General features: G+C 52.2%; 18 protein-coding genes. 4 read left to right on the top strand and 14 right to left on the bottom strand.

Annotation, left to right across the window (positions count from 1 at the left end; genetic code table 11):
* Nucleotides 1-83 precede the first annotated feature (83 nt).
* The gene (gene uvrA / locus OXI60_10045) at nucleotides 84-5705 is read left to right on the top strand and encodes an excinuclease ABC subunit UvrA (GenBank protein ID MDE0310157.1); all 5622 of its coding nucleotides are present in this window, start codon (nucleotides 84-86) and stop codon (nucleotides 5703-5705) included.
* Nucleotides 5706-5712: 7 nt separating this feature from the next.
* Here the strand turns inward: uvrA and OXI60_10040 are convergent, their stop codons facing one another.
* The 13 genes from OXI60_10040 to OXI60_09980 form a co-directional block, all read right to left on the bottom strand.
* Nucleotides 5713-7206 (bottom strand): tetratricopeptide repeat protein, encoded by a 1494-nt coding sequence (locus tag OXI60_10040; GenBank protein ID MDE0310156.1) that lies wholly within the window; start codon nucleotides 7204-7206, stop codon nucleotides 5713-5715.
* 197 nt (nucleotides 7207-7403) lie between these two features.
* Complete coding sequence (gene aprA, locus OXI60_10035) at nucleotides 7404-9236, bottom strand: adenylyl-sulfate reductase subunit alpha (protein MDE0310155.1); 1833 nt, start codon at nucleotides 9234-9236, stop codon at nucleotides 7404-7406.
* On the bottom strand, nucleotides 9236-9706 hold the full coding sequence (gene aprB / locus OXI60_10030; protein ID MDE0310154.1) for an adenylyl-sulfate reductase subunit beta: 471 nt from the start codon (nucleotides 9704-9706) through the stop codon (nucleotides 9236-9238). The genes aprA and aprB overlap by 1 nt, the downstream gene beginning before the upstream one ends.
* Nucleotides 9707-9781: 75 nt before the next feature.
* On the bottom strand, nucleotides 9782-10576 hold the full coding sequence (locus tag OXI60_10025) for a hypothetical protein (GenBank protein ID MDE0310153.1): 795 nt from the start codon (nucleotides 10574-10576) through the stop codon (nucleotides 9782-9784).
* 314 nt (nucleotides 10577-10890) lie between these two features.
* Entirely contained in the window at nucleotides 10891-11547 is a 657-nt protein-coding gene (locus tag OXI60_10020; GenBank protein ID MDE0310152.1) for a GntR family transcriptional regulator, read from the bottom strand.
* 119 nt (nucleotides 11548-11666) lie between these two features.
* Complete coding sequence (locus tag OXI60_10015; GenBank protein ID MDE0310151.1) at nucleotides 11667-12635, bottom strand: GTP-binding protein; 969 nt, start codon at nucleotides 12633-12635, stop codon at nucleotides 11667-11669.
* 35 nt (nucleotides 12636-12670) lie between these two features.
* Nucleotides 12671-14605, bottom strand: a complete 1935-nt coding sequence (locus OXI60_10010; GenBank protein ID MDE0310150.1) for an ASKHA domain-containing protein — start codon at nucleotides 14603-14605, stop codon at nucleotides 12671-12673.
* Nucleotides 14595-15332, bottom strand: a complete 738-nt coding sequence (locus OXI60_10005; GenBank protein ID MDE0310149.1) for a corrinoid protein — start codon at nucleotides 15330-15332, stop codon at nucleotides 14595-14597. The genes OXI60_10010 and OXI60_10005 overlap by 11 nt, the downstream gene beginning before the upstream one ends.
* 17 nt (nucleotides 15333-15349) lie before the next feature.
* Nucleotides 15350-16519, bottom strand: a complete 1170-nt coding sequence (locus OXI60_10000; protein MDE0310148.1) for a hypothetical protein — start codon at nucleotides 16517-16519, stop codon at nucleotides 15350-15352.
* Nucleotides 16520-16588: 69 nt separating this feature from the next.
* Nucleotides 16589-17611: a dihydropteroate synthase gene (locus tag OXI60_09995; GenBank protein MDE0310147.1), complete on the bottom strand. Its 1023-nt coding sequence runs from the start codon at nucleotides 17609-17611 to the stop codon at nucleotides 16589-16591.
* A gap of 9 nt (nucleotides 17612-17620) precedes the next feature.
* Nucleotides 17621-18289, bottom strand: a complete 669-nt coding sequence (locus OXI60_09990) for a hypothetical protein (GenBank protein MDE0310146.1) — start codon at nucleotides 18287-18289, stop codon at nucleotides 17621-17623.
* A gap of 130 nt (nucleotides 18290-18419) precedes the next feature.
* Nucleotides 18420-19304: a methylenetetrahydrofolate reductase gene (locus tag OXI60_09985; protein MDE0310145.1), complete on the bottom strand. Its 885-nt coding sequence runs from the start codon at nucleotides 19302-19304 to the stop codon at nucleotides 18420-18422.
* Nucleotides 19305-19334: 30 nt separating this feature from the next.
* Nucleotides 19335-19874 carry a hypothetical protein gene (locus OXI60_09980; GenBank protein MDE0310144.1) on the bottom strand — a complete coding sequence of 180 codons (540 nt, stop codon included), beginning with the start codon at nucleotides 19872-19874 and terminating at the stop codon, nucleotides 19335-19337.
* A gap of 199 nt (nucleotides 19875-20073) precedes the next feature.
* On the opposite strand from OXI60_09980, the gene OXI60_09975 reads away from it, so the two are divergent.
* Entirely contained in the window at nucleotides 20074-20364 is a 291-nt protein-coding gene (locus OXI60_09975) for a virulence factor (GenBank protein ID MDE0310143.1), read from the top strand.
* Here the strand turns inward: OXI60_09975 and OXI60_09970 are convergent.
* Nucleotides 20361-21632 carry a glycerate kinase gene (locus OXI60_09970; protein MDE0310142.1) on the bottom strand — a complete coding sequence of 424 codons (1272 nt, stop codon included), beginning with the start codon at nucleotides 21630-21632 and terminating at the stop codon, nucleotides 20361-20363. The genes OXI60_09975 and OXI60_09970 overlap by 4 nt on opposite strands.
* Before the next feature lie 208 nt (nucleotides 21633-21840).
* Here OXI60_09970 and OXI60_09965 point away from each other — a divergent pair, with 208 nt between their 5' ends.
* Both OXI60_09965 and OXI60_09960 read left to right on the top strand, forming a co-directional pair.
* Complete coding sequence (locus tag OXI60_09965; protein MDE0310141.1) at nucleotides 21841-23070, top strand: 3-hydroxybenzoate 6-monooxygenase; 1230 nt, start codon at nucleotides 21841-21843, stop codon at nucleotides 23068-23070.
* A gap of 180 nt (nucleotides 23071-23250) precedes the next feature.
* On the top strand, nucleotides 23251-23748 hold the full coding sequence (locus tag OXI60_09960) for a histidine phosphatase family protein (GenBank protein MDE0310140.1): 498 nt from the start codon (nucleotides 23251-23253) through the stop codon (nucleotides 23746-23748).
* Nucleotides 23749-23830: the final 82 nt, after the last annotated feature.

The raw sequence follows: 23830 nt of genomic DNA, 5'->3' as shown, positions 1-23830 counted from the left end.
GATCAGGTCTTGTTGTCGTACCGCAAGCATCGCTGCTTCCCGCATCTTCGAACCGATCTGCTGAGTGGCAGGTCTTCCGTCCGGTGAGTCAACGCACCCGACATCGTTCCGGTAATGGTACCGGCTATCTGAAAGTTCGTGGTGCCAAACAGAACAATCTAAAGGACATCGACCTCGATATTCCGCTCAAGGAACTGACCGTGATCACCGGTGTGAGTGGTTCCGGCAAGTCCTCATTGGCCTTTGACACGATCTATGCAGAAGGCCAGAGGCGGTATGTCGAGACATTCTCTCCCTACGCTCGCCAATTCCTGGATCGAATGGACCGACCGCGGGTCGAGTCAATTGACGGTGTGCCACCGGCGGTGGCTATCGACCAGGTCAATCCTGTTCGGTCCACGCGTTCGACCGTGGGCACGATGACCGAACTCAACGATCATCTCAAGTTGTTGTATTCAAGGGTGGCATCATTGCATTGCAATGGCTGTGGGGCTGCGATCAGCCGACTAAGTCCCGAGCAGATCGTCGATAAGATCATGTCCGAGTGGACCACATCGCGTCGCAACTCACAATTTGTCCAGATTCTGTTTCCCATCAATATACCAGAGGAACTGTCGACCGAATACGCCGCCGAGCATCTCGCACGCCAAGGATACACGCGAATTGCCAGTCGGACGGGCAGGGTTGTATTGGTCGTTCAGGATCGACTGCAATGCGTGGAAGAAAATCGCTCTCGGTTTTTTGAATCAATCGAATCGGCATTGAGTGCAGGTGCGGGAACTTTTTACGTGCAGCGATTGGACAAGGAGCGACAAGGTGCAGGAAGGATGCATGAGTATTCGAGCAGTCTGCGCTGCACAAATTGCAACCTTAATTTCAATGAACCGGTTTCAAATCTGTTTTCCTTCAATTCTCCGGTTGGTGCCTGCGAGACTTGCCGCGGATTTGGGCGCATTATGGGTATCGACTACGAGCAGGTGATTCCGGATCATTCGCTGACGTTGCGTCAGGGTGCCGTCAAGGTTTTCCGTTCACCGGTCTACAGTGAAAGTTACCGCGATATTCTTCGTTTCGCCGAGTCAAGTGGCATTCCCCTTGATGTGCCCTGGAAGAACTTGAGTGAGAATGAGCGCGAGTGGGTAATGGAAGGAGAGGGCGGCTGGTATAGCGGCAAGTGGTACGGGGTGAAGAAGTTTTTCCGCTGGCTGGAACGGCGCAGACGTAATATGCATGTCCGTGTTTTCCTCTCGAAATACCGAATCTATACGGAGTGCCCGGATTGCTGCGGTGCCCAACTCAAGCTGGATGCATTGAACTGGCGGGTTGGGAATCATCCAGAAATCCAGCGGCAAGTCAGAAGAATCAGGCATCCGAATCACACCATGACGGAGGATCAGTTTGCGGGCATGCCGGGGTTGTCGATTCATGAACTGGTATCGCTTCCGATTGCATCATGCCTTGACTTCTTCCACCGAGTTGAGTTTTCGGCTGCCGTGGACGAGACTGCGAACATGCTGCTCGATGAGATCCGCGCCCGCTTGCAGTATCTGCATGATGTCGGACTGGGATATCTGAGCTTGAATCGTCAGTCGCGGACACTCAGCGGTGGAGAGGTTCAGAGAATAAACCTTACGACTGCGCTCGGAACGACATTGGTGAATACACTTTTTGTTTTGGACGAACCGACGATTGGCTTGCATTCCCGCGATGTCGGCCGGGTAGTGAGCGTTCTTCATCGTCTGCGCCAGGCAGGTAACACCCTTCTTGTGGTTGAACATGAAGAACAGGTGATCCGTGCGGCCGGACAGGTACTTGACATCGGCCCGGGCCCCGGCGAGAAGGGTGGTCGTGTTGTGCATTTCGGATCGCTCGACGAGTTGATGGAAAGCCGCGATTCTGTCACCGCGAGGTGCTTGGTCAATGGCGACTATCTGCCGACCGGAATGATGTCGGCATCACCGCAATCGAGTCAGGAAATACTGATCAAGGGTGCGCGGCAACACAATCTCAAGAGCATTGATGTTGCAATTCCACTCAACACAATGGTTTGTGTGACAGGTGTCAGCGGTTCGGGCAAATCGACCCTGGTCGAAGAGGTCTTGTTTCGAGGAATGCTTCGAGGTCAAGGGAAATCGACTCCGGTACCGGGGGATTTTGACGAGTTGAGGGGAATTGATCAGCTGACGGACGTTGTGATGGTGTCGCAAGCCCAGATCGGCAAGACCACCCGCTCAAATCCGGTGAGTTATGTGGGAGCGCTGACTGCCATTCGGGAGTTATTGGCACAGGAGCCGCTGGCGATCAGCAGAGGCTACACAGCCGGGAACTTCAGTTTCAACTCTGATCTCGGGCGTTGTCCGACCTGTCGTGGTACCGGTTTTGAGCATATCGAGATGCAGTTCCTCAGTGATGTTTACCTTCGCTGTCCGGACTGTAATGGTGCTCGATTCCGTTCTGAAATATGTGATGTGCGGATCAGCCCGGATTCCCAGGTGACGCCCAAGTCGATCGTCGAGATCATGGAGATGACCGTTGCTGAGGCAGTGCAGTTTTTCAGGGACAGTCGGAAAATATGCAATGCCCTGTCGCCATTGGTGGATGTAGGTCTGGAATACCTCAAGCTCGGTCAACCCATCCCCACCTTGAGTGGTGGCGAGGCTCAGAGGCTTAAGCTGGCGGCCCATGTGGCCAAGAGCAGTCGCCGAATTCGAAACCTGGGACACATACTGTTCCTTTTTGACGAGCCGACAACCGGGTTGCATTTCAAGGATGTTTCGAGACTTGTCACTTCGTTGAGAAAATTGATTGACGGGGGCAACTCGGTCATTGTGATTGAGCACAATCTTGATTTGATTTCATGCGCCGACTGGGTCATTGATCTTGGGCCTGAAGGTGGTGATTGCGGTGGCCAGCTGGTTGCCGAGGGTACCCCTCGGGATTTGGCCGAAAGGGGGAAGACGCCAACCGAAATCGCGCTGCGGGATCACTTTACGCGACATGACGCACACTCCTCGACAGTCGCATTGCGCAGCACTGAATCCAAAAGACTTGCGCAACGCGAAATTGCCGTTCGCAACGCCCGTGAGCGAAATCTGAAGGAAATCAGCCTGTCGATTCCATACAACGCAATGACAGTCATAACCGGACTCAGTGGCAGTGGCAAGAGTACGGTTGCATTTGATATTCTCTTTGCGGAAGGGCAGAAAAGGTATCTGGAGACAATCAACGCCTACGCGAGGCAATTTGTACAGCCAGCTACCAGAGCGGACTTTGATGCGGTCACGGGAATTCCGCCGACTGTTGCCATCGAACAGCGGACCAGTCGCGGTGGGCGTAGAAGTACGGTGGCGACTCTGACTGAGGTCTATCACTACATCAGACTGCTGTTCGTTCGATTTGGAACTCAGTATTGCCCTGATTGCGACGTTGCGGTTGAATCCCAATCGGTGGAGACAATCATTCAGCAGATTCAGTCGCGGTATCGCGGGAGTCGAATCAGTGTACTTGCCCCTTTGGTTGTATCCAGAAAAGGTTACTACACAGACCTCGCAAAATGGGCGAATCGAAAAGGTGTCTCACATCTTCTTGTCGACGGTGAACTGTTACCGACAGACCAATGGCCACGTCTAGACCGATATCGCGAGCATGACATCGACATGCCCATCAGCACTGTGAAAGTTTCGGATTCAGACAGTCGGAAACTGCGCGCTGCCATCACAGACGCATTGAACGTGAACGATGGACATTTTCGGATCGCTGCAACACCACCGGTGCCCGGAGTACAGACACAGGAACTGAAAACATACTCGACTCAACGTTCGTGCAGCCGCTGTGCGCGATCTTTCGAGGAACTTGACCCGAGACTATTTTCCTATAACTCGAGACAGGGGTGGTGTCATACATGTCTTGGAACAGGGCTGGAACTTCAGGACTGCGATATGGACGATGAGTTGGTTCCGGAGCAGGACACTACCGACGATGCTTGCAGTACATGTCTGGGCAAGCGTTTGAATCGCGTCGCCCTGGCTGTCAAGTTCAAGGGCAAGACAATCGATCAGATCTGTGAACTTTCCATATCCGCGGCTCGTTTGCTGCTGGCGAAGTTGGATTTGTCCGAAAGACAGAGCTACGCTGCCGCTGATATTCTCTCGGAACTCAATTCCAGATTGGAGTTTCTGGAGTCTGTCGGCCTTTCCTATCTGGCACTCAGTCGTTCAGCTCCAACACTGAGTGGGGGCGAAGCGCAACGGATACGACTTGCGGCACAACTTGGGTCCAGTCTGTGTGGAGCCTGCTATGTGCTGGATGAACCCACAATCGGTTTGCATTCGCGAGACAACAAGCGTTTACTTGCAGCATTGAAGTCGTTGAGAGACAAGGGCAATACGATAGTCGTGGTTGAGCACGATGAGGAAACGATTACCTGTGCCGATCACATTATTGACTTGGGGCCCGGAGGTGGCATTCGGGGTGGCTCGGTGGTTGCGACGGGATCGTTGCCACAGATCATGCAGAATTTCAATTCGATTACCGGCAATATGCTCCGCAATCCACTTGAGCATCCTATGGGCAGATCCAGACCTGTGCCTGATCAGAAATCTGCGATTCGGATTACCGGTGCAGTCAGGAACAATCTGAAAAAGATCAACGTATCAATCCCACTTGAGTCGCTGGTCTGCGTAACCGGAGTGAGCGGGAGCGGAAAGAGTACATTGGTTCGTGATGTACTGTACCCAAACCTGGCTGCATTGTTATCGCGACAGTCGAGGACCACGGATGGGCGTGCCTGGGATGGATGCGACGGGATAACCGGGTCGGACCGTGTCGGCAGGGTATTGGAGGTTGATCAAACCCCGATCGGGAAAACGCCGCGATCATGTCCGGCAACCTACGTCAATGTCTGGCAGACGATACGCAAGCTGTTCTCCGATACTGCTGAAGCGAGACTTCGCGGTTACGAGGCGAGCAGGTTCTCATTCAATGTCGAGGGTGGCAGATGTGAGGACTGCGGGGGACAGGGGCTGAAGAAAATTGAAATGAATTTCTTGCCGGATGTTCGCATGAGGTGTGAGAGTTGTTCAGGAGGCAGATTCAATTCTGAAACGCTTGCGGTTCGCTATCGGGACAAGTCAATTGCGGACGTTCTCAACATGAGCATGGAAGAGGCGCAAGAGTTTTTCGCTCCAATACCACCACTTTCCCGCGTGTTTGGCTTGCTAGTCGATGTAGGATTGGGTTATCTCACTCTGGGACAACAGAGTCCCACTTTGAGTGGCGGGGAGGCCCAGCGGATAAAACTTGTCTCCGAGCTGTCAAAGGCTCTGCCAAAGGGAGGTGCCAGACAAGCCAAAGGAAAAACCCACCGAATCAATACCTTGTATATACTTGATGAGCCGACAGTCGGGCTCCATACCGCAGATGTCGCTAAACTGATCACAGTCATTCATTCATTGGTCGATGCCGGGAACACGGTTGTGATCATCGAGCACAATCTGGACATTATTGCGGAAGCCGACTGGATCATTGACTTGGGGCCGGAAGGCGGGGACTTTGGTGGCCGAGTCGTCACCCAAGGCAGACTCTCTCGCGTGCTTCGGTCAAAGCGTTCCCATACCGCAAGCGCACTGAGAGAAAAACTCCAAGGCCAAGATGCCGTCGATTCAAGCGCTTCGGGTGACTGGAAAAGTAAAGCGCTGCCACATTGAGGTGGAATCATGCGGTGTTCACGTCGTCGACCGCAGATGTGTTGCCTCCCGCGGCTCCGGAGTCTTTTTCTGCAACCAGTGTCGCCAGTAGCATACGGGCCTTGGAAAGCTGCTCTTCCCCGAGTTCCGTGTACTGCGCGTGACTGGCACCGCGAAAGAAATCGACCGCGGCACCAATCTCTTCCACAGCCTTGTCAGCGGTTTCGATATCCCCCGTCATCTGTGCGACTTCGCGCCGCGCGACGCCCAGATTCGCGATTGTGAACGCCCAGGTGAGAGGTGTTTTCTCACGAGTCCATTCAGCCAGGGATTGTTCGTAAGATTCGGTGGCTCTTTGCATGATCTCGGAACTTTCTTCCCGCTGCGCAAGCTTCTGCAGTGCCGCTCCGAGGTTGTTTTGAGTCTTCGCCCAATCGTCGGGTACCAATTCTCGCTGACGCTCTGCGAGCGCACTCCTATATGCTGCCACTGCCTGTTTCAGTGTGCCAGGACCTCGACGATGCTCGCCTAGATTACGAAGTGCGGTGCCGAGATTGTCCATAGTGGTCGCCCAATCCAGAGGCATGTCGGCTCGCGTCCATACCCGAAGTACCGCTTTATAGGATTCGACCGACTGTTTCAGTACTTTGGCGTCGTTCTGGCTACAGCCAAGTGACTGCTGCACAGCTGCCAGATTATTCATTGTGGATGCCCAGTCGCTGGCGCATGACGATTCACTTTGCCGGGTAAGCGCTTGTTCGAAAGCTTCAATCGATTGCCTCAGCAGGTTGTCGTCTGACGAACGTTGCCCCAACGAGCCCAGTGCATTCCCCAGACTGTTCTGTACGCCTGCCCACATCGCCGGAGCGATGTCGGGACTGATTTGATCCAACGCCTCTTCAAATGCCTTGATGGCTTCCTCAAGATGGCGGGTCCCCCTGCGACGTTGTCCGATCATGCCTAGAACGTTTCCCAATGTGGAATGGCTTCTTGCCATGTTTTGTGAGTCTGCGGATTCTTCCGCCAACGGCAAGATTGTGGTTTTCAGCAATTCGATCGCCGCTTGAAGTGACGTGTCGTCTTCGAATAGCTGGCCGTGCTCCGCCAGAAGAATTGCCTGCAGATGCAAAAGACACCATTTTTGAGCGTATTCCAGATCGGCAATTTCCGAACCGTACCGGCAAAGTTCCGCTGCCGATTGGTGGTTCTGCATTGATGCGGCGATCAGTGCCTGGCACTCGATTACCGCTGCTCGCGTATGCGGCTGGTCCGTCGCCGCGAGTTGCTCCAACGTGGTCAGTTGCGATGCGAATTCGCGCAGAGACACGAATTCACCATTTTCCAGAGCTTGTTTCTGTGTTTGGGCCGCTTTCGCGAGTGTGTTTTCTGTTGCCGGATTGCTGGAGATCAGGTCAAGGATATCGCCTGCTGCCGAAAGCCGAGCAGTTGCGTTTCGTAGAATTCCAGTTATCCGGGAGGGATGGACATCCGGACTGATGCAGGCACGAATCGCCGTATCCATTACCTGCATGACATCAGCACTCTCGCGGCAATCGATTGATTTACAGTGAGGTCGGGCGCGTTCACCTCGTTCACAACAGCCGTCAGGATTCGGTTATCGCCGAATCAATCACTCGATTTGCAGATACTGAGACCACGGTGTTGAATCGTCCGATGATAACATCAGCACGAATGGACTCGGTACTCTCCAAATTGAATTCAATCTACGATGTGGTAAACCGGGGCTTTTTCCATCGTCCACTCACCCGATTGGGGATCTCGTCGGGACAGGGTCAGCGCATGCCAGTTGTCATCATCCAGCTTCATGAAGTCCCCGCGATAGTAGTACCCGGGCCAACGGGTCTCCTCACGGAACAGGGTGTGCCTGACCACAGACTCGGAAGCGATGACGCGATGTGCCAGTTCCCAGGCTCGTTGCAATTGGTGCAGGTCTTCGGCACCGATGTGATTGAGATCTTCCTGCAGGGTATGGAGCAGATGCAGCCCGCGCAGCAACATCGGCTCGTTGGTCATGTAGTTATTGCTGATACCGCCCGCATATTCATCCATAATCTTTTCCAGTCGCTGCAATCCATGGATTGGCAGGATATAGCTGGGAGAAACCGTACCTCCGACTATTTCGTTACGCCCGACAGAAAAGTTCTCAAGAGGCTTGTAAATAATGGATTTCAGGTCGTTGTACTGTTTTTCCGAAATCTTTATCTGATCGTTGGCATGATCGCGAATGTATCTCACTGCCGCCTTGGCTGCCAGCCGGCCTTCCGTGAAGGATCCGGAGGAGAACGCATGTGCGGTACCACCGAGTGCATCACCGGCACCAAACAGTCCATCAACAGTCATCATTCGGTTGTAGCCCCAATAATATTCTTCCGGCGAGACATCTTCCGGTCCGCTGGCCCATGCACCTGAACAGGTTGCATGAGATCCCATGACGTAAGGCTCTGAAGTGGTCAGTTCCGGATTGATGTACTTCGGATCGATATCCTGGGAAGCCCAGACTACCGCTTGTCCGACTGTCATTCCCAGAAAATTCTCCCAACCGATGACTTCCTTGTGCGGATCTTGAAACGCTTCTTTGGTGACCATGTGAATCGGGCCTCGCCCCGCCTTCATTTCCTCAATAAAAGCGTGATTTCTGAGACATGTCGGAGTCGGGTGATGGTCGATATACTCACCGACAAGTTGTTTGGTATGTTCATACCACTTGGATTCGTATTCCTCGCCGTATGCGTTCTGGGTGTAGGTTTTAAGGTGCAGGAAATAAGCGCCGACAGGACCATACCCGTCCTTGAACCGGCACAACACGATGCGATTTTCCATCTGGGTCATTTTCGCACCGACCATGATTGGCAAGGCATAGGCGGAAGCTGAGCTCCATGGAGCATACCAGGTCCTCCCCATTCCCTCACCGACAGAGCGCGGCTTGAAGATATGAGATGCACCCCCAGCGCCTACGATCACAGCCTTGGCGCGGAACACATAATAGTCACCTGTACGCACGTTGAATCCCACCGCTCCGCCGATTCTGTTCGGTTGGCTTTCGTCAGATAAAAGGTGGGTTACCATGATGCGGTTGTAGATTTCGTCCGCGGACTTGCGGGCCGCCTCAGCCACAATTGGCTTGTAGCTCTCACCGTGTATCATGATCTGCCACTTGCCCTCGCGCTGATAGCGACCGGTTTCAGGGTCGCGCATCAGCGGCAATCCCCACTCCTCGAACTTGTGTACGGTCGAGTCGACGTGTCGTGCCATATCGTAGGCAAGGTCTTCCCTGACCATTCCCATCAGGTCATTGCGTGCGTAACGTACGTGATCTTCGGGTTGATTCTCATCCCATTGCATTCCCATATAGCAGTTGATGGCATATAAACCCTGAGCTACAGCGCCAGAGCGATCGATATTGGCCTTTTCCGCTACGACGATCTTGAGGTCCCGACCCCAGTAGCGAGCTTCATAAGCCGCACCGGTGCCGCCCATACCGCCGCCGACAACCAGAATGTCGCAGTCTACATATTTCGTTTTCACTTTCATCAATAGTAGACTCCTTGCTTGAATTTATCCTTGTCGATGGTGGGCAATCCCGTCTCAATATTCAGGGCGTTCGGCTCGTAGCACAGCAACTGTGACTCAAGGGCTTCTTGTGTCGGCACCTCAAGATCCGCGAGTCGCGGGATTTTCTCACCCCATGGCTCAGTAGTGATCGGAGAAACGAAGTTCTTCTCCCGACCGTCTCGAAACTTGATACGCCAGGAAATTGTTCCTTTCTCCTCTTCTCTCAACACCCGGACACTGTGTCCGAGTGGTGCAAAATCGGCGTAACCCCGGCAATCGATGGCGTTCTGGGGACATGCTTTCACACACGAGTAGCACTCCCAGCACATATTCGGTTCGATGTTGACAGCCCGTCGGTAGGTCTTGTCAATGTGCATGATGTCAGATGGACAGATGTCGACACAGTGGCCACAGCCATCACAACGGGTCATATATACAAATGTCGGCATAGTTTTCGCTCGTCAGTTTGTTGGATCAATCAATAGGTAATTTGAGCCTGATCGGCTGCGAAATCACGGTTGCGCTCAATAGTGGTGTGGCATGTCTCTCTTTATGCCGAGGCCGAACTTGGCAGGTGTATCGACTGGCGGCGGAAGATTGCTTCTCGATCCGTCAGCGTCCGCCAGACGTTTTTGAAATGCTGCGGCCGGCTTGAAAAACATGTGGGCAAACTTGGACCACGGTACCCCACCAAACAGGACGACGGTGGAGACGATAAAAAGCAGGAAAAACAGCGACGCCAGAAACCCGGCCTCAATGCTCAGAAAGAACGACCAGATCAGGGCGGATGTTGTAGACGCCAGCAGGGAAACCACAAAAAGGTCTGCAGGCATGAATCGAAACCGTGAAAGGCCTTCGGCAGCGACATCTGCACGAATGAAGAACCAGAACCAATACCCGCCTGCACAAACCATGAATGCTCCGAGGTGCCATAGTAACGGATACACCGTCGGGGTCGCTGTACTGGACTCACTGTAACCAAAAATCATGATGGCGGTGGCCAACAGGAAAATAATGAAGCCATACATGGTCAGAAGGTGAGCAATTCGACGTCTGGGATTGCAAAATTCGCCAGATGCGAGAACGTCATGGACCGCAGTTGTGCAGGCGATCCTGGCCTTTTCTCCTCCGCCGACATCGCGAGTGCTGTCAGATTTGGATTTCCTCATGTTTTCAAAGAAATATCTTGCGCTCTGCTTATGGATGACGTCGAAGATCGTGCCCACCAAAACGAAGATGACCATAACGACTACAAACGTCTTCATTGCTGCAGGTGGAATGAATGAAGCGATTTCGTAAAAGGGGTTGCTTGTCAGCATGATGGGATCTCTCTCCTCTAGGCGGTACGCCGGCGTGAATAAGCCATCGAATGCGGCTTATTTTAAGTGAAATGCGTGAGTCTTGCAAACGATAATCAGGCACTTCCAAGCGTATCCGACTGTCATTTCGCAATCCGCTTTCGGTCGTGTCTGAATCGAAAAAAGAAAAGAAACACGCGCTCAGGATTGTGCGAGATCTTGTCAGTATCAGTCGTTGACACAGCAGATCTGACCGCATCAGTCACCCGGTTGTGGTGCGACACAAGGCACCTGCAGTATGGCTGAAGCTGCAGATTGCGACAGCCTGATCCAGGTTAGAATATTTTTCGCAGGTCGTGCTGGCGTTGGGAGATGTAGTTCAACATGGCGATTTCAGCACGGTCCGGGTCGCAGTCATAGATTGCCTCCGATACCTCCTGAGTCATCACCTCATGAGCCTCAGCGATGGAATGCCAGGAACCCAACTTTTTGGAGAGGTAAAACCATAACCGCAGGTGAAGATTGAATATCTTCGGTATGGTCTCCGCCACGAAAGAGTTGCCGCAGGCAGCGCACAGAACACGATAGTATTCCCTGTCGAGTTCAACATATGCATCAATGTCGTCCCGCTGCGTGGCATCGGCGAGAGACTTATGAATTTTCATCAACTCAGCCTTCTGATCTTCGCTGGCCCGTATCGCCGCCAATCGACAGGCTCTTGCATCAATCAGACTCCTGAATTCATAGACTTCCTGGATGTTCGAGTAGGTGATTTCTGAAACGAACATTCCACGATTGAGTCTGTGGACCACCAGTCCTTCGATCGCCAATCTCTGGAGCGCTTCGCGAACCGGTGTGCGGCCGATATTGAGAGTATCAACCAGCGACTTTTCAGCAAGTACCGAACCGGGCTGCAAGTGCAATCTTGTAATCTGAGTCACCAATTGATCGTAGGCTTTGCTGGCCAACGATGCCTGGGTTGAGGTGTTCATTTTAATTTTAGGTTGTTGTTAATCTGGGAAACTAACGAATTTTGAATATTGCAGTGTCAGTTCATAATCCCGCTCTTTGTGTAATGTGAATCCCGTACGTTTGGCTTCGTCGAATGAAGTTAGGCGACCGCGGCTGCGATCGTCCGGCCTAATCCAAGCTCCAATTGGCACTCGTCAAGTTCCTCGCCGATCACCACCATTCGATAATTATCCCGGGACTGCGAATCGGTAATGTCAAGACTGCCAGCGCTATAGTGTATCAACACCGGTTGCTCGTCCAACAGCATATATCCTTTCATTCGCCAGACCCTATCGGGCAATTCGCCGCAAAATCGCTCGAATTCATACTTTGACAGGTCTCTGCGAGGTTGGAAAACGAGCGAAGTCATTGATTCGTGAGCATGATCGTGAGCATGAATGTGTGCATGATCGTGATTGTGCTCGTGATGATGCGAGTGTTCGTGAGCATCGTACTGTGCGAATTGCGCCGTTGTCCGCTCAGAAAAAATCAGACTGGATTCGATATCGCAATGTTCAGCAAATCTGATTTCGGCCTGATCGTTCAGTGACTTCACCTCACGAGCTACGCTTTCAAGTCCTTCGGTCGTGCCCAGGTCGATTTTGTTCAAGATGACAATATCGGCATTAATCACTTGCGATTCGTAAAACTCGCCGAGCATCGAGCGAATTTTTTCAAAATTAGCGGAATCGACGACAGTTACGATCGGTGCGACGTCAAACTTGACCCTGATGGATGGGTCTTCAAGGTCGTCCAGCATGTCTTCAGGGTCTGCCACACCGGTTGCTTCGACGACGATGCGTCTAGCGCCTTTGTCATGCGCCAACTCTTCGATGGCATTGAGTAAAGATCCTCTGAGTGTACAGCAGATACATCCGGATGCAAGTTCGATTGTATCGATAGACTTGCCCTGTAAGATCTCACCGTCGATTCCCACGGAACCGAATTCGTTAACGATAACGGCTGTCGGTATATCCAAATCGGCGGAGTCCAACAGGTTTCTCACCAGCGTTGTCTTGCCAGCGCCGAGGAATCCGAAGAGCAGGTAAATTTGAGGGATGTTCGACAAAACTGTTTGTTTTCAATTAAGAAACGCAAATTATATTATATCGTTTGTCTTGATCGGCCTTGTTTTCGTTTGCGGCTGCTGGATTTGGGCGGGGTGAAGGAGTCACCCTTGAATGCCATTGAATCAATAAATATATCCTGAAAATCCGGTCTTGCGGCGAGAGCGACATGCTCTATCTGTTTTATGATTTCAGAGGCGTTAAGGCGTTCAGTCTCTGACAGCAAGGCCATCTGGGCACCAAGCAAGGCTGCGTTTCCGATGTAGGAAATATGCTCGTGTCTGAGGTCCGGTAACAATCTGATGGTTTTTGCGCTCTCGATATTGACGTAATTTCCGAAGCCGCCGCATAGCATCAGTTCGGTGATCTCGTCATCCGACACATGCATGACCGACTGAAGCATACGGATTCCGGAATAGATGGCGCTCTTCGCCAGCTGCAATTGCCTCACATCTGCCTGAGTGACCGCGATGTTCTGGTTCCTTCCGGAATCGTCTTCCCAAACCAGCACGAACTCAAACGATTGATTACTTCCTCTGGCCAGTCTGCAGCGAATCTTCTCGGGCAAACATTCAAGGTCATGCTTGCGCATCTTTCCGTTGCAATCCATGACCTTGCTTTCAATCATTTTGGCGGCGGCATCGATCAGTCCTGAACCACAGATACCGATTGCCGGAACATCACCGATGACTGAACATTCAAAATCATCACTGATTTCGACTTTTTCGATCGCTCCCATCGCCCCGCGCATTCCATCTCGAATCTGTGCTCCCTCAAGTGCGGGTCCTGCCGGAGCGGAACACGCGGTCAGTCGCTCCCTTGATCCCATGACGACTTCGCCGTTCGTTCCAATATCAACCAGTGCGCGAATTTCATCACTCTCGTAGATTCGGGTGGAAAGGATACAGCCCACCGTATCGGCTCCGACAAATCCTGCGATGATCGGCAACATACAGATCTGGGCATTCGGTGCGCCTTTCAGCGGCAGATCAGATGCTGGAAATGTGACGTTGTCTCGGACGACCGGCGCATAGGGCGCAAGTCCGACATAAGAGACATCGATGCCAAGGAAGATGTGATGCATACAGGTGTTTCCCACCACGACAATCTTGTAGATGTGCCGAGGGTCGATTTTCGCCTCACGACTGCATTGACGGACGTATTTGTTGACCTGATTGAGGATTTTTGCACGCAGCGTCGACAGCTTGCTCTGATCAAACTGGGCATAGGCGATGCGCGACATGAGGTCACCGCCATAGACGGATTGGGCATTGACACCGCCGGCGGAGGCGAGTTGTTCGCCAGTGTGCAGGTCCAACAGTGTGCCGACCACGCTCGTTGTACCGATGTCGAATGCCATGCCGTAAACATGGTCGGTGGTGTCTCCCGCCTCAACGTCGATAATTTTTCCATTGAATGTGGCGACTGTAATGTTCCCGCGTTCCTTGCGTAGCATTTGTGGTATTTCTCGGATCACATCCAAGGGAACTGACTCGTCGGTGAGACCGGACATGGCGGCTACAATCTCCTCGACGTCTGAAGTCTGGTGATGTTCCTCCACCGGGGCATTGGCCTTGACGAGTGTCTTGGCTATGCCGCAGTCAAGTTGAAGGTGTGCGTTGTCGGCACCTGAGCCCGCGGACTCGAGAATCTGGTGGCCTTCTTCTGCTTTGGGCGGCATCGGAAGGATGATCGTGTCGCCGAGCATCCTGGTTTGGCAGGATAGTCGGAAACCTTCCTGAACCTCGTCGTGTCCCAGTTGGATCGTGTCCTGAACGGTCGGCGGCGGGGTATCGCCCTTCAGAATCTTGACCCGGCAACTTCTGCACCGTCCTCTGGATCCGCAAGTCGCGTCAATTTCGACTCCAGCCGCCCGAGCGGCATCAAGGATGGTCAGGTCGCGTTCAGCTTGAACCGTTCGTTGCGTATTATTGTCGGAGTTGTTGAAAGTGACTGAAATCTTATCCAGCATCTGCATTCCACGCGAAGCGCGGCTGTTCCATCAACTCGAGTGCCAGACGCACAGCGTCGACAGCGTCCTTGCCCCAGCCATCGGCGCCACATTCTTCTGCCCAATCCGGAGTGGTCGGAGCGCCGCCAATCAGAATTTTCACTTTATCGCGATCGCCGGCATTCTGAAACTCTTCGATGGTTACCTTTTGGTAGTAGACGGTTGTGGAAAGTAATGCGGAGAATCCAACTAGATCAGCACTTTCCTCACGGGCAGTCTGAATAAATCGATCAGGATGAACGTCGGTACCCAGATTGATGACATTGAAACCTGCGTTTTCTAGCATGATCGTCACGATTGACTGTCCGATATCGTGCATATCGCCGAGTACTGTTCCGATTACAAAAGTGCCGACCGGCTTTTCCGCATTGGCTGCGAGGAGCGGCCGAATCAGTGCCAGACCCGCTTTCATCGCCCGAGCGGTAATCAGCATTTCCGGAATGAATATGACTTGGGCGCTGAAACGGTCGGCTTGTAAGTTGAACCCCGGAAACAACCCATCATCCAGAATTACTCTTGGGTTGATGTCCGCCTCAATGGCTTCCTTCACCCTGGAGTCGGTGTAAACATGATCGCCATACTCGACCGCTTCCCAGAGCGATTCCCATTCCCAGTTTTCCGGTGCCCGGGACTCCCATCCTTGAGGAATCTGAAGTTCCGGATCGGTTATTTCAACTTCATTAAACATCTGTCAATCTGCCCGGTTCAGTTAAGCGGATATCTTCCATAGGTACCGAAGTCACGTTGTGCTTCGAGCATTGTGAAGATGTTCTGGATCGGTACGTCAGCGAGAATATAGTGTGAGGGTGAGAAAATATAGCCTCCGCCACTGGCCAGGTTTTTCATCACCTCGCATACACCGTTTCGGACCGCCTCGACCTGTCCCCGCGGCAGCAGTCGCTGTACGTCGAAGCCGCCGATAAATGCGATGTCGTTTCCAAACTTCTGCTTGAGTTCTTTCTGATTCTTGTTACCGCCTGTGGGCTGCATCAGTCCCGACAGGTCGACGCCGAGTTCAATCATGTCTCCGATGATCGGCGAGTAATCTCCGCACGAATGCAGTTTGATATGTATATCTTTGTTTGACTTGCGGAATTCCTTGAACATGTAGTCGAATCTCGGTTTTGCCAATTCACGCCACTGGGCAGGCGAGATCATCATTGACTGCTGTGCACCGATGTCGTCCCCGACCCGGATCATGTCGATTCCCAAATCAATCACGTTCTTCCCGAGTTGCGTGTAATATTCAGTCAGACCGTCCAGTACTCCGGCGATCAGTTCCGGCTGATCGAACATCATGAGGAAGAAATTCTGTGCCCCGACCACATGAGCATAGGCTGCTTCGATCAGGGTGGAGGACAGGTCGACGATGATGTAGTAGTCTTTCTGATATTCGTCGAGCAGACTCTTGATGGGATCGATCAGTTCTGGATCAGCCGGGTCAGGCCAGGTGTAGTTCTTGAGATCTTCCATTGAAGTGATTGGATGATGGTTCGGGAAGTTTTCAGGTACGACTTTTGCCGGCCCCCAGAACTCTTGCGTCTGCGTGAATTCCATATGTTCTTCCTCTGTTCGTCCTTGGAGTCCGCTTTTTCCGTATCCGACTCCAAAATGGTTAAACCAGGATTCGCCGATTTTGATCGGCCGATGGGAGAATTGTGCGTTGATCCCAATTTGATAGATGATTGCGTCGTTGCCCAATCGCAGTTCAAGTTCCGGATTGTGTTTCATGCCAGTTCCGGTCTTGGTCACGCCGTAGATGCGCGCTATTTTCTCCTTCGCTTCGCTCTTCATGCGGTACAGTAAAGGAACCCGGTCCACTTTCTCGTGTCGTACGGCTCGGGCAAAGCGCTCACGTGGCAGTAGTTCTTTCATTTTGGCAGTCCTGATATTCGATTGAATGAATTGTTGTGCTTGTCTATCGGATGATCGCGGGAGTCCCAGTCATGAGCTCACAGTTGCGGGTTTGCGACGAACCTTATTCGCCGGTTTGCTCAGGCCGCGGATGTATCTGAGATACTTCACGGAAAACTCGTCCTTCGCGGTCAGTGAATTGGCGGCGAAGAGGAAATCGTTGAACGGTTTGACCGGGTTCATGATGGGATCGATCATCAACGAGTCACATCCGGACAGAATCGAAAGCGTCACGAAGGCGTGATTGAGAATCTTTCGCTGAGGCAGTCCGAACGACACATTGCTATGGCCGCCGAAAATATGGACTGACGGATAACGTTTTCTCAGGGTGCTCACCGCATCAAGATAATGATTGCCAAAATCCGGACCCGCGCCGATGGGAAAGACCAGCGGGTCGAGGAAGCGGTCCTCCATGGCAATCCCGCCGTCATCCATCATATTCATGCATTGCTCCAGATTGTTGACCCGCTCCTCAGCGTTTTGCGGCATGCCGCGGTTTCCACTGGCATTGGCAAACAGGATGGCGTTTTTTTCGCGCGCCATGTCAACCAGAACCTGGCGGCCATCTTCCAGATTGAATGAGTTGATGGCGGGTCTGCTGATGGAGCCGTCGTGGGCTTCCAATCCGGCATAAATCGTGTTGGAATCAGATGAGTCAATCGACACGACAGACGATGTCAGGGATTGTGCTGTCCTGACGAGCCATTTCATCCACTCGTACCGCTCTTCCGGGTAGACCGACATCTCATCGACGCACAGATCGATGATGTGAGCGCCGTTCGCCTCCTGCGACTTGATTGCCCATGCGATGTAGTCCATATCCTTCTGGCGACAGGCTTGTGCAATATGCGGGATTGCGAACAGCATCTGTTCATTGGGATCTTCCGGCATGCACGCGGTGACATCCAACCGGGCAGGAGAGCCATTCAGCTGGACATACGAGACAAACCATTTTTCGTCCTCGCGGGTTACACGCGGACTGGAAGCCTTGATTTTCCTCGTGGCGTTGAAGTTTTCACCGATGATTAAAAGACCGGCATTTGTCGACTTCATTTATTATTCTCATGCTTGCAGCGGTTGTCTCGGAATCAGTCCAAACATTCCCGACCTGGACATTTTTGGCAGCATGGCCGAACTTTCCAGAAGTTTCACTGCGATTTTGGTATCTGAAAACATTTGAAATAGCGGATGCTGATCATATAGATCCCACTGAATCTGCTGCCCGTTCACCGGATACGAATAGCCTGGGCCAAGTCGTCGGGAAATTCGCATGTTTTGCTCAGTTGCCCATTTACGCAGTAAAACTACGAACTGCTTGGTCACGTCCTCGACTCCAAGCCAAGCCGCAGATTCAAGAAACAGTGCCTCAACCAATTTCTCCTGATTCATCCATTCAATAGTCTGCTGATCAATTCGCTCACCGACCGTCAAGGCGAACACAACCACTTGGGTGGCTTCAGCCAAATACTGCCCGAATATCGGATTTTCCAGATATACACCGGACTCGAGCCGTAACCCCGTTGAGTCAACACATTCAATCTTCGCTACCCGGTAACTCACTTCGGGTGTGGCGTTTTCAACAAATGCCTCCACGGCTATCGCCGCCAAATCCCGGATAACTCGCCTCACCCCTTCGGGGTTCTTGTAACCCTGGATACGCAAAACAGAATCCAATTTAGGCTCTGTAGCGGCCAGGCTTATGGTCTGTGTGCTTCCGCAGACAAAGTTCATTACTATGATTTATCTAAATATATCACAAATATATTATTTTGGATTTGAACATGGGCATCGAAGGATTCGTTGTTTTAACGAAAATCAGTGAACAAAGTGATCAGATTTTGTACTGACTTCCAAATCGGCTCTATGCCGCATTAATATTTTTGTAATCTACGATCTCTTGCTCAATTCGATTGATCCATTCGACAGATTTTCTCAATCCGCCCAGCGGGTAGATGTGCAGTTTTTCGATCTTGGAGGCCGGGTTCTTTTTTTGGTATTCGGCCAGGTCGTTCAATAAAGGCTCCGGCTTTAGGCTGGTGAGCATCTTGGAGGCATTTCGAGCCTGTTTCCTGAGATAGAGCATCGAATTGCCGATTCCGCAGGCAGCCGCATGCTTGAGCAGGGTGCCGATGGTTGCAACGCCGGGGATGCCGACGTGAAGAGGCAGGTCTATACCGGCTGCGGTCAGTCTCGCTTCCCACTCGATGATCGGTTTCGCCTCGAAACAGAACTGGGAGACAATATACATGCTGGCATCTGTTCTGAGCGAGAATGCCTGTTTCCACTGCAATGCCGACTCGATTTGCTGATCGGATATGTCTGGCGACCCTTCGGGATGACCGGCGACGCCAATGGTGTGAATTCCCAACTTGTCGAACAGTCCGGTTTCAAGAAGTTGCATTGAACTGTCAAATTCACCAACTCCTTTGGCTGCGCCACCAGCGATGGTCAGCACATGGTTGCCGTCGCAGTTGTCCCGGAATCGAGCCAGTCCATCATAGAGCTTTTTGGCATCGGGAATCTGACGGGCTACGATATGCGGAACAGGAACAAAACCTTCCTTCTTCAGACGTTCACACACGGTCATCGTGTCGTCTATTGTTGACCCGGGCAACGTGGTTACGTAGACTTCGGTTCCGGGTGAGAGAATTAATCGATAGTCAGGAATCTTAGCGGCGCTGCCAGGAGTTGTTTCGACTGAATAACCATGCAGCAACCGCGCCAGGGCTGGAATATTTGAATGCATCAACGGGACAACACCGATATAGGATTGGAATCAGGATTTGTCCCACTCGAAATAAACAACCGCATCGTGAAAGTCGTTAATTTCGGCTTCGCAGGACGATAGAATTCGAAAACCGGATTCGCAGTCTCCGGACCACTCATTGTCGAGCATCACCCGACTGCCCACCCAGTGATCTGCGAATTGATGTCCGATCAGAATATACAGTTTTCCTGCAGTGACTGTGATGCCGCCATCCGGTCCAAACCTTGTATTCATAGGCCGCGGCGTCTTCCAGTCAGCGACGACATTGCATTCGTCTGCATTCAGTGAATCAAACATGACAACTCGCTGGATCGGCCAGGCGAAAGAATTTCCACTGACTCTTACAGGTTGGTCAGGAAGCGTACAGGCTACGATCAGCACGTGCTCGCCCTGAAAATGGAATTTATCACAGATTGCCGGGTCTGCAGCCAACGCGGCTGCACCGTAGGATTCTTCATTCAGCTGATCGGCGATTTGCGGTGTTTCCCAATCAAGATCTTTCAACGCATGACGGTCGAACTCGGGAACGGGGAATCTTTTTGCCCACATGGCGATCAATCAGTTCGGGTAAAGTAGTTTTACTGGTGTTGTTTTCTTATGATGAACTACTTGTCATTCAAAGAGTGAGTATTTTATTTGAAAATAGTTCGAATTTTCGCAAAATGGTGTGTATTATTTGCGGGACAACATGTCTTTGTGCTGGAATTGATCAAATTCAATCTGAAATCGCAAGCCAACGAGGTTGATTATGGCAAAAGTGACGATACTGTACTGGAAGGATATCCCATCCGTTGTCGAAGCAAGGGATGATCAGGGAGTTCATAAAGAACTGATGAGTGAGCGGTTCCAGGAGCTGATTGACCTCATTGCAATGAAACTGAAGCTTGCGGGAACAGATGAATACCTGATGCAGTGGTCAAAAGGCCGTCCGTACGAAGTTTCCGGAAGTGCGCGGGATGCCGCAATTTCGGTCAAGGATGAATTTGAGAACCGCTACAAGGAAATTCGCAAGGAAGAACTGGCAAAGGCAGTCGGCTAGTCCGGAATTTTGTTCACCAGGATCGCGCGAAAGTCGTTGATGTTGGTCAGGGTCGGTCCCGTTTCGACCAAATCGCCCAGTTGGCTGAAAAATCCATAAGAATCATTTTCGGTCAGAAATTTCCGAGGGTCCAGACCTGTGCGTTCAGCCCTTGACAGCGTGGTCGGATCGATGAGTGCGCCAGCGTTGGTTTCTGTTCCATCGATTCCGTCGGTATCGCAGGCGATTGCATAGACCGAAGCCTCACCTTGAAGTTCAACCGCGAGCGCCAGCGCGAATTGTGTATTGGGTCCACCTCTTCCTTTGCCCGTTACGGTGACAGTTGTCTCACCACCTGACAGCAGTACGAAGGGCCTGTGTTCAGAATCTTCTGTCAACTTTTTGCGTACCAAGTCGGCATGGTATTGGGCAGCAATGTTGGTGTCACCAGTGATCGAGTCGCCGATTATGACCGCTCGACAATTGCTTGCGGTCGCGAGTCCAGTACTGGCCTCCAGTCCGGATTGCGGACGGGCGATGACTTGTGTTTCGGCATGCCGGAAGATTGGGTCGTCGGGCTTTGGAGTTTCGAGTTCGCCTCTCTTCAGCCGTTCGGTCAACGTGGCAGGTACCGCAACATCGAACTTGCTCAGGATCCGGAGCACATCATCACAGGTTGTCGGATCGGGCATGGTCGGTCCGGAGCCGATAGTCGATGGATCATCACCGACCACATCTGAAATGCAAAAAGTAAGTGACCTGGCGGGATAAATTCTCTTCATCAGCTGTCCTCCCTTGACAGCCGACAGGTGTTTCCGGACGGTGTTGATCTCGTGAATATCTGCACCGCGCATTAACAGGCTGTTCGTAATGTTCTTTTTATCGTGGAGACTCAAACCGTCGTGAGGCAGCGCAAGCAGTGCTGAGGCGCCGCCCGAAATCAGACAGACAACCAACACACTGGAGTCGGCTTGTGTCAGTGAGTCTACGATTGTCTGTGCGGCTGTCATCCCCCGCTCATCCGGTAGTGGATGGGCGGCCTCAATCACCTGTATGCGATCGAGTTCGACACCGTGACCATAGCGCGTGACGACTGTTCCTGTGAGGTCACCGGAAAAACTGTCTTCGAGTGCCCGGGCCATCGCACCCGCGGCCTTGCCGGCACCAATTGCGTGAATTCGCCGGTCCTGCAATGCCTTGATGTAGGGAGGCAGGCAGTGTCGGGCTGAAGATACCTGCACTGCTCGAGAGAAAAGATCAGTGAGAAATTTCCTTGGGTTTTCGATCATCGTGGTGAACCCGAGTATGAACTTTGTAACAGATTGAAATTATTGTATAAACAAATCATGAACAAATTCTGCAACAATCGGTTGGAAATAGGAGTCAATAAAGTTGAATGAATTGTCCAACAGTCATGATTATCTGATCTGTAATGTCGGCACTGCGCTGCTGCGATGGTACAGGAATGATTGAAAGTCTCTTCGACTACCAGTCACTATGAAATTGAACGAATCACCGGTTATTGTAGTAGGCGGCGGGATTGGTGGACTGGCCCTGGCGATGGGGTTGGCACAAAAGGCAATTCCTTGTGTAGTGCTGGAAAAGACGCCCCGGCTCGGTGAGATCGGAGCGGGCATCCAGCTTGCTCCCAATGCGTTCCATGCGTTTGATTATCTGGGAGTTGGAGATGCCGCGCGTGATTTGGCGGTCTACATCGACGATTTGCTGCTGATGGATGCATTGACGGGCGATCGGATCACGCGAATTCCGCTTGGCGAGGTGTTTCGCCGCCGCTTTCGCAACCCCTATGCCGTCGTTCATAGAAGCGATTTGCATGATGTGTTGCTCAGTGCATGCAAAGATCACGGACTGGTTGAGCTTCGTGCTGGTTCAGGTGTTGAGCGATATGAGCAAGACGCGCAGTCGGTTACTGCGATTTTGGAGTCTGGAAAGCAGGTGAAGGGCAGGGGACTGGTCGGTGCTGATGGACTGTGGTCGACCATAAGGCAGCAGGTTGCGGGCGATGGCGATCCGCGCGTTTCTGGTCATACTACCTATCGTTCGGTAATCCCGGCAGAACAGATGCCGGAGGAGATTCGATGGAATGCAGCGACATTGTGGGCGGGACCGAAATGCCACATTGTGCACTATCCCCTGAAAGGCGGGGATGCCTACAATCTGGTGGCGACCTGCCACAATGACGCTCCGGAGCCGATTGTGGGGAAGTCGGTCGGCCATGATGAGGTGCGACAGGGTTTTGAGCATATTGCGCCCATTGCCCGACAGATTGTTGATTGCGCAACGCACTGGAAACTGTGGGTGCTGTGTGATCGGGAACCGATCATGAATTGGGTAGACGACAAAGTGTGCCTGCTCGGAGATGCTGCACATCCCATGCTGCAGTATTTTGCTCAAGGTGCATGCATGGCGATGGAAGATGCTGTCTGCCTGGCAGCTGAAATGGACAGCCATGGTACTGAAATTGGCAATGCGTTTGCCGCTTATAACCAGCGCAGGGTCCTGCGTACAACACGAGTGCAACTGCAGTCCCGTGCAATCGGCGATCACATCTATCATCCAAGTGGTGCGCACGCAGCGCTTCGAAATGCTGTCATGTCGGCTCGCACACCGCAGGATTGGTACGATCAGATTGACTGGCTTTACGGATCAACAGGATTGGAGGGGGCTGTATCCGCAGAAACCCGGCGAGCTGGAAGCGGGGGCTGATGAGGATGCGCCTTTGTGCTTGGTTTCGGTTCGTTTCCGATCAGTTCCGTTCGGTGATCAATCTGGATCGAGAACGCCGATGATGAATATTGCGGTCAAACAAAACTTTTGCCTGAGTTTATGCGGCTACAATGGTGTGATTGGCATGCAAGCCCCCTCAATTCACGGAGTTCGAAACACATGAAACTGATCATCACACGACATGCAAAGTCCAGTTGGGAATTTCCCGAACTGTCGGACCATGATCGCCCCCTGACAGAACGCGGGAGGCGATCGTCGGATGCAATCGGAAACTGGCTAGCTGAGAATGGACACATTCCCCAGGTCGTACTGAGCTCCACCTCTGTCAGAACGCGAGAAACATGGAGCCGCATGGCTCGATGTTTTTCGACACCGATCACAGTTGAATTCATGCCGGATCTGTACCACGGCGGTGCGGGGTCGATTCTGTCAGTCTTGTCGATGACTGATGCCAGTTCCGCGCTTGTACTGGGCCATAACCCAGGAATCGGGTATTTCGCGCAGTCCATACTTCGATCATTGCCGTCACATGCTGATTTTCTCCGATATCCGACCGCCGCCACGCTTGTTTGTGAAGTTCAGATGGATGAATCAGGAAATGTGGAACTCGGCTCCGGTGAACTGATGGACTTTATCGTTCCACGGGATCTCGAATGATTGATTGGGCGTCTGACCTTGTGAGTCTTACCGACCGCTGCCGCAAATTCAAATCGCTATAATCTGTCGAAAAATTTTTCAT

The sequence above is a fragment of the Acidiferrobacterales bacterium genome (genome assembly GCA_028820695.1).
Classification (GTDB): Bacteria; Pseudomonadota; Gammaproteobacteria; order Arenicellales; family JAJDZL01; genus JAJDZL01.
The sequence above is the reverse complement of the archived record's forward strand: the minus strand, read 5'-3'. Positions and strand labels throughout refer to the sequence as shown.